This window comes from Pseudomonas sp. AC172, assembly GCF_979258595.1.
This window is the reverse complement of record NZ_OZ409868.1, coordinates 3,429,547-3,442,060: the sequence shown is the minus strand read 5'-3', so window position 1 is coordinate 3,442,060 and position 12,514 is coordinate 3,429,547. Positions and strand designations below refer to the sequence as shown.

The 12,514-nt window shown below is 59.4% G+C and carries 10 protein-coding genes; 5 read left to right on the top strand and 5 right to left on the bottom strand.

Annotated features, from left to right (window positions below):
• Nucleotides 1-25 precede the first annotated feature (25 nt).
• Nucleotides 26-787, top strand: a complete 762-nt coding sequence (locus ACZ0A4_RS15445; RefSeq protein ID WP_409212648.1) for a TenA family transcriptional regulator — start codon at nucleotides 26-28, stop codon at nucleotides 785-787.
• Nucleotides 788-922: 135 nt separating this feature from the next.
• On the opposite strand, the gene ACZ0A4_RS15440 is transcribed toward ACZ0A4_RS15445, so the two are convergent.
• The 5 genes from ACZ0A4_RS15440 to ACZ0A4_RS15420 form a co-directional block, all read right to left on the bottom strand.
• Nucleotides 923-1,849 (bottom strand): GGDEF domain-containing protein, encoded by a 927-nt coding sequence (locus tag ACZ0A4_RS15440; RefSeq protein ID WP_463395302.1) that lies wholly within the window; start codon nucleotides 1,847-1,849, stop codon nucleotides 923-925.
• A gap of 361 nt (nucleotides 1,850-2,210) precedes the next feature.
• Nucleotides 2,211-2,951: a YciK family oxidoreductase gene (locus ACZ0A4_RS15435; RefSeq protein WP_007908397.1), complete on the bottom strand. Its 741-nt coding sequence runs from the start codon at nucleotides 2,949-2,951 to the stop codon at nucleotides 2,211-2,213.
• A gap of 72 nt (nucleotides 2,952-3,023) precedes the next feature.
• Nucleotides 3,024-3,695, bottom strand: a complete 672-nt coding sequence (gene mupP, locus ACZ0A4_RS15430; protein ID WP_463575448.1) for an N-acetylmuramic acid 6-phosphate phosphatase MupP — start codon at nucleotides 3,693-3,695, stop codon at nucleotides 3,024-3,026.
• Nucleotides 3,696-3,699: 4 nt separating this feature from the next.
• Nucleotides 3,700-4,398 (bottom strand): bifunctional 2-polyprenyl-6-hydroxyphenol methylase/3-demethylubiquinol 3-O-methyltransferase UbiG, encoded by a 699-nt coding sequence (gene ubiG, locus ACZ0A4_RS15425; protein ID WP_463575446.1) that lies wholly within the window; start codon nucleotides 4,396-4,398, stop codon nucleotides 3,700-3,702.
• Nucleotides 4,399-4,454: 56 nt separating this feature from the next.
• On the bottom strand, nucleotides 4,455-5,789 hold the full coding sequence (locus ACZ0A4_RS15420) for a TRZ/ATZ family hydrolase (RefSeq protein ID WP_463575445.1): 1,335 nt from the start codon (nucleotides 5,787-5,789) through the stop codon (nucleotides 4,455-4,457).
• Between the two features lie 108 nt (nucleotides 5,790-5,897).
• On the opposite strand from ACZ0A4_RS15420, the gene mtnA reads away from it, so the two are divergent.
• The 4 genes from mtnA to pheA all read left to right on the top strand — a co-directional run bounded on the left by mtnA (nucleotide 5,898) and on the right by pheA (nucleotide 12,513).
• Nucleotides 5,898-6,974 (top strand): S-methyl-5-thioribose-1-phosphate isomerase, encoded by a 1,077-nt coding sequence (gene mtnA / locus ACZ0A4_RS15415; protein ID WP_463575444.1) that lies wholly within the window; start codon nucleotides 5,898-5,900, stop codon nucleotides 6,972-6,974.
• Nucleotides 6,975-7,397: 423 nt separating this feature from the next.
• Entirely contained in the window at nucleotides 7,398-10,172 is a 2,775-nt protein-coding gene (gyrA, locus tag ACZ0A4_RS15410; protein ID WP_141127062.1) for a DNA gyrase subunit A, read from the top strand.
• 161 nt (nucleotides 10,173-10,333) lie between these two features.
• On the top strand, nucleotides 10,334-11,419 hold the full coding sequence (gene serC / locus ACZ0A4_RS15405) for a 3-phosphoserine/phosphohydroxythreonine transaminase (protein WP_463575442.1): 1,086 nt from the start codon (nucleotides 10,334-10,336) through the stop codon (nucleotides 11,417-11,419).
• The gene (pheA, locus tag ACZ0A4_RS15400) at nucleotides 11,419-12,513 is read left to right on the top strand and encodes a prephenate dehydratase (RefSeq protein ID WP_007908404.1); all 1,095 of its coding nucleotides are present in this window, start codon (nucleotides 11,419-11,421) and stop codon (nucleotides 12,511-12,513) included. Before serC ends, pheA begins: the two co-directional genes overlap by 1 nt.
• Nucleotide 12,514 lies beyond the last annotated feature (1 nt).

Here is a 12,514-nt window from a genome sequence, read left to right as displayed (position 1 = left end):
CACATTCAACCGAACCGGACCACTCATGGAAGCTGCAAGTTATCCTGCCTGGGCGCAACAGCTCATTGAGGACTGCAGCGAGAGCAAGCGCCGGGTTGTCGAACATGAACTTTACCTGCGCATGCGTGATAACAAGCTCAGCGCCAGAACCATGCGTCAGTACCTGATCGGGGGCTGGCCGGTGGTTGAGCAGTTCGCGTTGTACATGGCGCAGAACCTCACCAAAACCAGATTTGCCCGTCACCCGGGCGAAGACATGGCGCGGCGCTGGCTGATGCGCAATATCCGCGTTGAACTCAATCACGCCGATTATTGGGTGCATTGGAGCCGTGCCCATGGCGTCAGTCTGGAAGACCTTCAGGCTCAACAGGTGCCCCCTGAGTTGCATGCCTTGAGTCATTGGTGCTGGCACACCAGTTCTGCCGATTCGCTGATCGTGGCCATCGCCGCCACCAACTATGCCATCGAAGGCGCGACCGGGGAGTGGTCGGCGCTGGTCTGCTCCACCGGCGTGTATGCCGCAGCGTTTCCCGAAGAGGATCGCAAACGTGCCATGAAGTGGCTGAAGATGCATGCCCAGTACGACGATGCCCATCCGTGGGAGGCGCTGGAAATCATCTGCACCCTGGCCGGGATGAACCCGAGCAAGGCCTTGCAGGCCGAGCTGCGTCAGGCGGTGTGCAAGAGCTATGACTACATGTATCTGTTTCTGGAGCGTTGCATGCAGCTGGAGACGTCGGAACGCTTGTTGGTCAACCGAGAGCGCAGGGCGGTAGTCGAGAGCTGATTCAAGCCTCACGCAAAACCAATGTGGGAGCGAGCTTGCTCGCGAAAGCGGTCCGTCAGTCAACTCATGGTTGAATGTCAGATTGCATTCGCGAGCAGGCTCGCTCCCACACTGTTTTGTGTTGGCTGGAAAGCCTTAGCCCGCCATCGCCAACCGATTTCGGCCTTCACGCTTGGCCACATACAGCGCACTGTCAGCGCGGCGCAGTAAGCTGTCGGCCGATTCCCCCGGCAACAAAGTCGAACATCCCAGGCTCACCGTCAATTCAATCAACTGCCCATCGGCATAGTATTCGGCCGCCTGCGTTGCATAACGCAACCGTTCGCCGACCATCGCTGCCGCTTCGCGGCTGGTGTTGGACAGCAGAATCAGAAATTCTTCGCCGCCGTATCGGAACACCATATCGACATTGCGCAGTTGGGCCTTGATCGTCGCGGCGATGGCTTTAAGCACATCATCGCCGGCGCTGTGGCCATGGCTGTCGTTGACCCGTTTGAAGTGGTCGATATCGAGCATCAACAGCGACAACGGTTGCAGATGTCGACGCGACATCTCGATTTCGCGCTGGAGGGTCTGCTCCATGGCAATGCGATTGCCGGCGCCGGTCAGCGGATCGCGCAGAGCGCTCTGGGTCGCCTCACGGTAAAGCAGGGCGTTGCGCATCGGGTACAGCAAGGATGACAGCAGCGATTCCAGCTGGCCTTGTTCCTTGTCGTTGAAACGCTGATTGCGGCGAAACACCAGTTCGCCCATGTGCTCGCCTTCGTGGCTCAGGCTGTAGCTGATCGAATGGTGGCCGCGGGTACCGAATTCCAGGCGTAAATCGCTGCCCTGATGCACGTAACTCAACGCGTCCAACGGCACAAGACGCTGAACTTCGCGGAAAAACAGACCGAGGATGCGTTGTGGTTCGAGGCTGGTTTGCAGTTGCAGGCTCATTTGCTGGCGCAATTGCGCCAGACTGGCCGGTCGCTCCAGAAGGGGCGGCAGTTGACCAAAGCCCAGGCGTTGCAATTTGGCACTGTCAAAGTCAATTGCATTGGTCTGGGAGGGTGATTTCATATGGCGTGAACCCTTAGCGGTAAGTCCGTCTTACAGGCTGGGTGAGAGCGGCTATGGGCTGCGCGTCATACTGATCCATCAGTCCCGTAGGACGTTTGGCGTAAGTTTAGTCTGCCGGATGACGATTAGTCAGCTATCGAAATCGGCTTCGCCCCATTGCCTTCACGCGGCTTGCTTTGAGAGAAGTTAGAGCGAAAGTCGTGCCATTCGGTTCGGTTTTATTTAAACCGTTTGGAATCAATGGTTTAGATCAATGGATGAGAGGTGAGTGCTGGAAAATTGACTGAATTGTGACGGTCGTGGGCGGCAAATGCATGCCGCGACAGGAATCTGCCGCGGCAACAAATGCGACGTATGGCAGTTATTGCGCGTTGAATGCCTGGCCGTTGATGCCGGTGCTGTCCGGGCCCATCAGGTACAGGTAGACCGGCATGATTTCTTCCGGTGTCGGATTGTTCAGCGGGTTTTCTCCCGGATAGGCCTGCGCACGCATGCTGGTGCGCGTACCGCCCGGGTTGATGCTGTTGGAACGAACGGGTGCCACGCCGTCGACTTCATCGGCCAGGGTTTGCATCAGGCCTTCGGTGGCGAACTTCGACACGCCATAAGCGCCCCAGTACGCACGGCCCTTGCGCCCGACGCTGCTGGAGGTGAACACAACCGACGCGTCCTGTGACAGCTTGAGCAGTGGCAACAACGTGCTGGTCAGCATGAACATGGCGTTGACGTTGACCTGCATGACACGCATGAAGTTTTCGCCGGACAGCTGCTCGATCGGCGTGCGTGGGCCGATGATCGAGGCATTGTGCAGCAGGCCGTCGAGGTGGCCGAATTCGGCTTCGATCATCGCTGCCAGTTCATCGTACTGATGGGGCAGGGCGGTTTCGAGGTTGAACGGAATCACCGCCGGTTGCGGGTGGCCTGCCGCTTCGATCTCGTCGTAGACCTGAGTCAGGTTGGCTTCAGTCTTGCCCAGCAGCAATACCGTGGCGCCATGAGCGGCGTAGGTTTTTGCGGCAGCCGCGCCAATGCCACGACCGGCACCGGTGACCAGAATGACCCGATCCTTGAGCAATTCGGGACGAGCGGAGTAATCAAACATAAAAACCTCACCAAGTCAGATCGTTCCCACTCTCTGCGTGGGAATGCAGCCAATGACGCTCTGCGTCAGGTCTCAGCAACTGCAAAGCGCGCTATCGAGCACCTTGCGCAACTCCGACGGATGATCCACCACAACATCCGCACCCCAATGCCGCGGGTTGTCGTCCGGGTGAATGTAGCCAAACGTCACCGCCGCAGTTTTCGTACCGGCATCGCGGCCCGATTCGATATCGCGCAGATCATCGCCCACAAACAGAACCGTCGATGGATCCAGATCAAGCATTTTGCACGCGAGGATCAACGGCTCCGGATCCGGCTTGCTGTTCTTCACGTGATCCGGGCAGATCAGCAGTGCCGAACGCTCAGCCAATCCCAGTTGCTTCATGATCGGCTCGGCAAAGCGCAGTGGCTTGTTGGTCACCACGCCCCAGATCAGGTTGGCCTTCTCGATATCGGCGAGCAGTTCGCCCATGCCGTCGAACAACTTGCTATGGACGGCGCAGCCGACCAGATAGCGCTCAAGAAACTCCAGGCGAAGTTCTTCGAAGCCCGGCGATTCCGGGTCCATGGAAAACGTCACCGCGACCATGGCTTTGGCGCCACCGGAGATCTCGTCACGGATGTGCTTGTCATTGATCGGCGGCAAGCCACGATCGGCACGCATCGCCTGACAGATGGCGATGAAGTCCGGCGCCGTGTCGAGCAGGGTGCCATCCATGTCGAAGAGAACTGCTCTGATGGCCATCGGCTTATTCCTCGCGCAGGGTCTGGATCATGTAGTTGACGTCAACGTCGCTGGCCAGTTTGTAATGCTTGGTCAGCGGGTTGTAGGTCAAGCCGATGATGTCCTTGACGGTCAGGCCGGCCATGCGGCTCCAGGCGCCCAGCTCGGACGGGCGGATGAATTTCTTGAAGTCATGGGTGCCGCGCGGCAGCAGCTTCATGATGTATTCGGCGCCGATGATGGCGAACAGGTACGCCTTCGGATTGCGGTTGATGGTCGAGAAGAACACTTGGCCACCCGGTTTGACCATGCGGAAGCAGGCACGAATGACCGACGATGGATCCGGTACGTGCTCAAGCATTTCCAGACAGGTCACCACGTCGAACTGCTCGGGCATTTCTTCGGCCAGGGCTTCTGCGGTGGTCTGGCGGTATTCGACGCTGACGCCGGATTCCAGCTGATGCAGTTGCGCGACTGCCAGTGGCGCTTCGCCCATGTCGATGCCCATTACGGTGGCGCCACGCTGGGCCATGGCTTCGCTGAGGATGCCGCCGCCGCAGCCGACGTCGAGGACTTTCTTGCCGGCCAGATTGACCCGCTCGTCAATCCAGTTGACCCGCAGCGGGTTGATGTCGTGCAGCGGTTTGAATTCGCTTTCGCGGTCCCACCAGCGATGGGCCAGGGCTTCGAATTTGGCGATTTCGGCGTGGTCGACGTTGCTCATGTTCAATCCTCTAAAACTTTAAAAGTGCTGTAGCTCTGGCATTTGCGCCAGAGTGTTTACGATTCGGTGTGGCCGCTGATTCGCTGGCCCCAGGCCCGGGCGGTGGCGCCCAGTTGCTCTTCGTCCATGCGCGTCAGGCGGCGGTCTTCGAGCAGTTGTTTGCCGGCGACCCACAGGTGTTTTACGCAATCGCGACCAGTGGCATATATAAGCTGCGAAACCGGGTCGTACACTGGTTGCTGTGCCAGGCCGGACAGGTCGAAAGCGACGATGTCGGCTGCTTTGCCGATTTCCAGCGAGCCGACTTGCGTCTCGATCCCCAGTGCGCGCGCGCCATTCAGGGTGGCCATGCGCAGTGCGCGATGAGCGTCCAGCGCCGTGGCCGAGCCGGCCACGGCTTTGGCCAGTAGCGCGGCGGTGCGGGTTTCGCCGAGCAGGTCGAGATCATTGTTGCTTGCCGCGCCATCGGTGCCGACCGCGACATTTACCCCAGCCTGCCACAAACGCTCGACCGGGCAGAAGCCACTGGCGAGTTTCAGGTTGGATTCCGGGCAATGGATCACGCTGGTGTTGCTTTCTACCAGCAACGCCAGGTCGTCATCGCTGATCTGGGTCATGTGCACGGCCTGGAAGCGCGGGCCCAGCAGGCCCAGACGGCCAAGGCGAGCGAGCGGGCGTTCGCCGCGCTGCTCCAGTGACTGCTGAACTTCGAAAGCGGTTTCGTGCACGTGCATATGGATCGAGGCGTCCAGCTCCTCGGCAATCACACGGATTTTCTCGAGATTCTCGTCGCCGACGGTGTACGGTGCATGAGGGCCGAACGTGATCTTGATGCGTTCGTGGTGCTTCAAGTCGCCGAACAATTCGACGCCCTGACGAATCGCTTCATCGGCGCTGCTGGCGCCCGGGATCGGGAAATCAAGGATCGGAATGGCGATCTGCGCGCGAATGCCGCTGTTATGCACGCGCTCGCTGGCGACTTTCGGAAAGAAATACATGTCCGAGAAGCAAGTGATGCCGCCCTTGATCTGCTCGGCGATGGCCAGATCAGTGCCGTCGCGGACGAATTCTTCATCGACCCATTTGGCCTCGGCCGGCCAGATGTGGTTTTCCAGCCAGGTCATCAGCGGCAGATCATCGGCGAGGCCACGAAACAGCGTCATCGCCGCGTGGCCGTGAGCGTTGATCAGACCCGGGGCGAGCAGCACGTCCGGCAATTCGCGAATTTCAGTGGCGTTACACTTCAATGCTTCGGCGCGCGGGCCGATAAACACGATGCGACCGTCGCGGATGCCCAGGCCGTGCTCCCTGAGCACAACGCCAGCGGGTTCGACGGGTACCAGCCAGGTCGGCAGCAATAATAAGTCGAGCGCAATGGCAGGTTTCGGCATCGAGGGTCGGTTCCAGTGCTTTTGTAAAGGATGGCGAAGTATACCCGAGCGTCTTCGCGGGGGGATCGCTATAATCGGCGGCTTTTGTTCATGAGTGCGGGGTGTGGGATGCGCGATCGACTGTTGGCTGCGGAGAAAGTGAAGGCCATCGATTGGCGAGACGGCGCGCTGCACCTGCTGGATCAGCGTATTTTGCCGTTCGAGGAAACCTGGATTGCCTACACCAGCGCCGCCGGCGTGGCTGAGGCGATTCGTTCGATGGTGGTGCGCGGCGCGCCGGCCATTGGCATCAGTGCCGCTTATGGCATCGTCCTCGCGGCGCGTGCCCGGATCGCTGAGGGCGGCGACTGGTACGCGGCGCTGGAAGAGGATTTCGCCTTGCTGGCGGATTCTCGTCCGACCGCGGTCAATCTGTTCTGGGCCTTGGGTCGCATGCACGATCGCCTCGACCGCCTGAAGGAAAACGCCGATCCGCTGGCGACGCTGGAAGCCGAAGCCATCGCCATTCACGAAAGCGACCGCGAAGCCAACCTGACCATGGCGCAGCTCGGCGTTGATCTGATCCGCAAGCATCAGGGCAATGCCCAGGCGATTCTCACTCACTGCAATACTGGCGCGCTGGCCACCGGCGGCTTTGGTACGGCGCTGGGAGTGATTCGTGCGGCTTATCTGGAAGGCATGGTAGAGCGCGTTTACGCCGATGAAACCCGTCCTTGGTTGCAGGGCTCGCGCCTGACTGCGTGGGAACTGGCCAATGAGGGCATCCCGGTGACGCTGAATGCCGACTCCGCCGCCGCGCACATCATGAAAACCAAAGGCGTGACCTGGGTGATCGTTGGCGCTGACCGCATCACCGCCAACGGCGACGTGGCGAACAAGATCGGCACTTATCAACTGGCGGTCAACGCCATGCACCACGGCGTGCGTTTCATGGTGGTGGCGCCAAGTTCGACCATCGACATGAACCTGGCCAGCGGTGATGACATCCCGATCGAAGAGCGTGATGGTGCCGAGTTGCTGGAAGTCGGCGGCAAGCGGGTCGGTGCGGACGTTGAAGCGTTCAACCCGGTGTTTGACGTGACCCCTGCCGACCTGATCGACGCGATCGTCACCGAAAAAGGCATCGTCGAACGCCCGGACACCGCGAAAATGGCCCAGTTGATGTGCCGTAAACGCCTGCACTAACAGGCTTGGATCTTGCGTCGACCTCTTCGCGAGCAAGCTCGCTCCCACCTGTTTTGTGATCACCACGAAGCACTGTGGGAGCGAGCCTGCTCGCGAAAGGGCCCTGAAAGTCAATAAACATCGCTAAACCGAACCCCATTTCTACATTCAAACAAGCTCTGAGCCTCTCTCGTCCCCGTTAAGCCTGTCACCGGTCAACTAACTATGCTCCATGCGCATCAGGGGGATAGGTGCGTGGCGGCTCTTGTGATAACATCCGGCGTTTTCCGAGGCAGCTCCACGGAGCTGTCTTTACTGCGCAAATCCGCGGTCCAATGTTGATTTGTCGTAAGTCGGCGCATGGCACTCGGCCTGCCCCGACGAGCTTCGTTGCTCCCACATGGATATGACGAAGTTTCACCAGAAAAAGGAATCAGGCTTCTCATGGGCGAACTGGCCAAAGAAATCCTCCCGGTCAATATCGAAGACGAGCTGAAACAGTCCTACCTCGACTACGCGATGAGCGTGATCGTCGGCCGTGCACTGCCGGATGCGCGCGATGGCCTCAAGCCCGTGCACCGTCGCGTACTGTTCGCGATGAGCGAGCTGGGCAACGACTTCAACAAGCCGTACAAGAAATCTGCCCGTGTTGTCGGCGACGTGATCGGTAAGTATCACCCGCACGGTGACACTGCCGTGTACGACACCATCGTTCGTATGGCTCAGCCTTTCTCCCTGCGCTACCTGCTGGTAGACGGTCAGGGCAACTTCGGTTCGGTCGACGGCGACAACGCTGCTGCGATGCGATACACCGAAGTGCGCATGACCAAGCTGGCGCACGAGTTGCTGGCTGACCTGCACAAGGAAACCGTGGACTGGGTGCCGAACTACGACGGCACCGAAATGATCCCGGCGGTCATGCCGACCCGTATCCCCAACCTGCTGGTCAACGGCTCCAGCGGTATTGCCGTGGGCATGGCGACCAACATTCCGCCGCACAACCTCGGTGAAGTCATCGACGGTTGCCTGGCGCTCATCGACAACCCTGAGCTCACCGTCGATGAACTGATGCAATACATTCCCGGTCCGGACTTCCCGACCGCTGCGATCATCAATGGTCGCGCCGGCATCATCGAAGCCTACCGCACCGGTCGCGGGCGCATTTACATGCGCGCTCGTTCGATCATCGAAGACATCGACAAGGTCGGTGGTCGTCAGCAGATCGTCATCACCGAACTGCCGTACCAGCTGAACAAGGCGCGTCTGATCGAGAAGATCGCCGAGCTGGTCAAAGAGAAGAAGCTCGAAGGCATCACCGAACTGCGCGACGAGTCCGACAAGGACGGTATGCGCGTCGTGATCGAACTGCGTCGCGGCGAAGTGCCTGAGGTGATCCTCAACAACCTCTACGCCCAGACCCAGCTGCAATCGGTCTTCGGCATCAACATCGTTGCGCTGATCGACGGCCGCCCACGCATCCTGAACCTCAAGGATCTGCTGGAAGCCTTCGTCCGTCACCGTCGCGAAGTGGTTACCCGTCGCACCGTGTTCGAACTGCGCAAGGCGCGTGAGCGTGGTCACATCCTCGAAGGTCAGGCCGTTGCCCTGTCGAACATCGACCCGGTTATCGCCCTGATCAAGGCCTCGCCGACCCCGTCGGAAGCTAAAGAAGCGCTGATCAGTACGCCGTGGGAATCCTCGGCCGTGGTCGCGATGGTTGAACGTGCCGGTGCCGATTCGTGCCGTCCGGAAAACCTCGATCCGCAATACGGTCTGCGCGAGGGCAAGTACTTCCTGTCGCCAGAACAGGCGCAAGCCATTCTGGAACTGCGTCTGCACCGTCTGACCGGTCTGGAGCACGAGAAGCTGCTGGCCGAGTATCAAGAGATTCTCAACCAGATCGGCGAGCTGATCCGCATCCTCAACAGCGCTGTGCGCCTGATGGAAGTGATCCGCGAAGAGCTGGAAGTGATCCGCGCCGAATACGGCGACGTGCGTCGCACCGAGATTCTCGATGCCCGTCTCGACCTGACCCTGGGTGACATGATCCCGGAAGAAGAACGCGTCGTGACCATCTCCCACGGTGGCTACGCCAAGACCCAGCCGCTGGCTGCGTACCAGGCTCAGCGTCGTGGCGGCAAAGGCAAATCGGCGACCGGCGTCAAGGATGAGGATTACATCGCTCACCTGCTGGTTGCCAACAGCCACACCACGCTGCTGCTGTTCTCCAGCAAGGGCAAGGTGTACTGGCTCAAGACCTACGAGATTCCGGAAGCGTCCCGCGCCGCCCGTGGTCGTCCGCTGGTCAACCTCTTGCCATTGAGCGAGGGTGAATACATCACCACCATGCTGCCGGTCGATCTCGAAGCCATGAAGCGTCAGGCTGATGAAGAAGAAGCCGAAGGCGCCGAGGCTGATGTAGAAGAAATCGAAAACAGCAACGAGACCGATGAAGAGCGTCGCGCTCGCATCAAAGCGGCTGACCGCAAGAAGGCACCGTTCATCTTCATGTCGACCGCCAACGGTACCGTGAAGAAAACCCCGCTGGTGGCGTTCAGCCGTCAGCGCAGCGTTGGTCTGATCGCGCTGGAGCTGGACGAAGGCGACATCCTGATCTCCGCTGCCATCACCGATGGCGAGCAGGAAATCATGCTGTTCTCCGACGGCGGCAAAGTGACGCGCTTCAAGGAATCCGAAGTTCGCGCCATGGGCCGTACCGCCCGCGGTGTGCGTGGTATGCGTCTGCCGGAAGGGCAAAAGCTGATCTCCATGCTGATTCCGGAAGAAGGCAGCGAAATCCTCACCGCTTCCGAGCGCGGCTACGGCAAGCGCACGGCGATCACCGAGTTCCCTGAATACAAGCGTGGCGGTCAGGGCGTGATCGCCATGGTCAGCAACGAGCGTAACGGCCGTCTGGTTGGTGCGGTTCAGGTGCAGGACGGTGAAGAGATCATGCTGATCTCGGATCAGGGCACCCTGGTGCGTACCCGTGTCGACGAAGTGTCAAGCCTGGGTCGTAACACTCAAGGTGTGACGCTGATCAAGCTGGCCAAGGATGAAACCCTGGTCGGGCTGGAACGGGTTCAGGAACCTTCGGAAGTTGAAGGTGAAGAGCTTGAGGGTGAAGAGGGCGAGGAATTCGAAGGCAGCGTCGTGATCGACGATGCTGGCGAAGACCAGCAACTCGACGCCGCAGCAGACGAAGAACCGCAAGAATAAGCGGACAAACGAGGGGGCGGATGAGAATTCGCCCCCTTGTTATTTGTCCGGTATGAAATTTCGGCGCCCATGAAGATCCATGTGGGAGCGAGCAAGCTCGCTCCCACTTAAAATCAGCGCCGACTGATATGTGATACCACCAAATCAGAGCGAGATTGGATGTGAGCAAGCGAGCCTATAACTTCTGCGCCGGTCCTGCGGCGCTTCCTGAAGCTGTCCTGCAGCGCGCCCAGGGTGAACTCCTTGATTGGCACGGCAAGGGTCTGTCGGTCATGGAAATGAGCCATCGCAGTGATGAGTTCGTGTCTATCGCCACCCAGGCCGAGCAGGATCTGCGTGACCTGCTGAATATCCCGTCGAACTATAAAGTGCTGTTTCTGCAGGGTGGCGCCAGCCAGCAATTCGCGCAGATCCCACTGAACCTGCTGCCTGAAGGCGGCTCGGCCGACTACATCGATACGGGTATCTGGTCGCAGAAAGCCATTGAAGAAGCTTCGCGCTACGGTCACGTCAACGTTGCCGCCACTGCCCAGCCTTACGACTATTTCGCCATCCCGGGCCAGAACGAGTGGAACCTGTCGAAAGACGCCGCTTACGTTCATTACGCACCGAACGAAACCATCGGCGGTCTGGAATTCCAGTGGATCCCGGAAACCGGCGACGTGCCTCTGGTAGCTGACATGTCTTCGGATATTCTGTCGCGTCCGGTCGATATCTCGCGTTTCGGCATGATCTACGCCGGTGCGCAGAAAAACATCGGCCCAAGCGGTATCGTCGTCAACATCATCCGCGAAGACTTGCTCGGCAAAGCGCGCTCGCTATGCCCGACCATGCTCAACTACAAAGTCGCAGCGGATAACGGCTCGATGTACAACACGCCGCCGACTTTGGCCTGGTACTTGTCCGGTCTGGTGTTCCAGTGGCTGAAAGAGCAGGGCGGCGTTGAAGCCATCGCCAGGCTCAATGACGTCAAACAGCGCACGTTGTATGACTTCATCGACGCCAGCGGCCTCTATAGCAACCCGATCAACAAGTCGGATCGCTCATGGATGAACGTGCCATTCCGTCTGGCTGACGATCGTCTGGACAAGCCGTTCCTCGTCGGTGCCGAAGAGCGCGGTCTGCTCAACCTCAAGGGTCACCGCTCTGTTGGCGGCATGCGCGCCTCCATCTATAACGCCGTCGACATCACCGCCGTCAATGCGCTGGTGGCGTACATGGCTGAATTCGAGAAGGAACACGGCTGATGTCCGAGCAAGAACTCAAGGCACTGCGCGTTCGCATTGACGCTCTGGACACCAAAGTCATGGAGCTGATCAGTGAGCGTGCGCGTTGCGCCCAGGAAGTCGCGCGAGTAAAGATGGCCTCGCTGGCCGAAGGCGAAGTGCCGGTGTTCTATCGTCCTGAGCGTGAGGCTCAGGTGCTCAAACGGGTGATGGAGCGCAATCAGGGGCCGCTGGGCAACGAAGAAATGGCGCGGTTGTTCCGCGAAATCATGTCGTCGTGCCTGGCGCTCGAGCAGCCGTTGAAAGTGGCTTACCTCGGCCCTGAGGGCACCTTCACTCAAGCGGCGGCCATGAAACACTTCGGTCACGCTGTGATCAGCAAGCCAATGGCAGCGATCGACGAAGTGTTCCGTGAAGTGGCGGCCGGTGCGGTGAATTTTGGCGTGGTGCCGGTGGAAAACTCCACCGAAGGCGCGGTCAATCACACGCTGGACAGCTTCCTCGAACACGACATGGTCATCTGTGGCGAAGTTGAGCTGCGTATTCACCATCACCTGTTGGTCGGTGAAAACACCAAGACCGACAGCATCAGTCGCATCTACTCCCACGCGCAGTCGCTGGCTCAGTGCCGCAAGTGGCTGGACGCGCATTACCCGAATGTCGAGCGCGTGGCGGTTTCCAGCAATGCCGAAGCGGCCAAGCGGGTTAAGGGTGAGTGGAATTCGGCGGCGATTGCCGGCGACATGGCGGCAGGGCTGTATGGCCTGACCCGTCTGGCCGAGAAGATCGAAGACCGTCCCGACAACTCGACGCGCTTCCTGATGATCGGTAATCAGGAAGTGCCGCCAACCGGCGACGACAAGACTTCGATCATCGTGTCGATGAGCAACAAACCCGGCGCGTTGCACGAGCTGCTGGTGCCGTTCCACGACAACGGGATCGACCTGACCCGTATCGAAACCCGTCCGTCGCGCAGCGGCAAATGGACCTACGTGTTCTTCATCGACTTTGTCGGCCACCACCGTGATCCGTTGATCAAAGGTGTATTGGAAAAGATCAGTCAGGAAGCAGTAGCACTCAAAGTGCTGGGTTCCTACCCGAAAGCAGTTCTCTAAG

Bases quoted from the DNA above. Each gene is read 5' to 3' on its own strand.
- ACZ0A4_RS15445 (WP_409212648.1), top strand. From the start codon at position 26: ATGGAAGCTGCAAGTTATCCTGCCTGGGCGCAACAGCTCATTGAGGAC.
- ACZ0A4_RS15440 (WP_463395302.1), bottom strand. From the start codon at position 1,849: ATGAAATCACCCTCCCAGACCAATGCAATTGACTTTGACAGTGCCAAA.
- ACZ0A4_RS15435 (WP_007908397.1), bottom strand. From the start codon at position 2,951: ATGTTTGATTACTCCGCTCGTCCCGAATTGCTCAAGGATCGGGTCATT.
- mupP (WP_463575448.1), bottom strand. From the start codon at position 3,695: ATGGCCATCAGAGCAGTTCTCTTCGACATGGATGGCACCCTGCTCGAC.
- ubiG (WP_463575446.1), bottom strand. From the start codon at position 4,398: ATGAGCAACGTCGACCACGCCGAAATCGCCAAATTCGAAGCCCTGGCC.
- ACZ0A4_RS15420 (WP_463575445.1), bottom strand. From the start codon at position 5,789: ATGCCGAAACCTGCCATTGCGCTCGACTTATTATTGCTGCCGACCTGG.
- mtnA (WP_463575444.1), top strand. From the start codon at position 5,898: ATGCGCGATCGACTGTTGGCTGCGGAGAAAGTGAAGGCCATCGATTGG.
- gyrA (WP_141127062.1), top strand. From the start codon at position 7,398: ATGGGCGAACTGGCCAAAGAAATCCTCCCGGTCAATATCGAAGACGAG.
- pheA (WP_007908404.1), top strand. From the start codon at position 11,419: ATGTCCGAGCAAGAACTCAAGGCACTGCGCGTTCGCATTGACGCTCTG.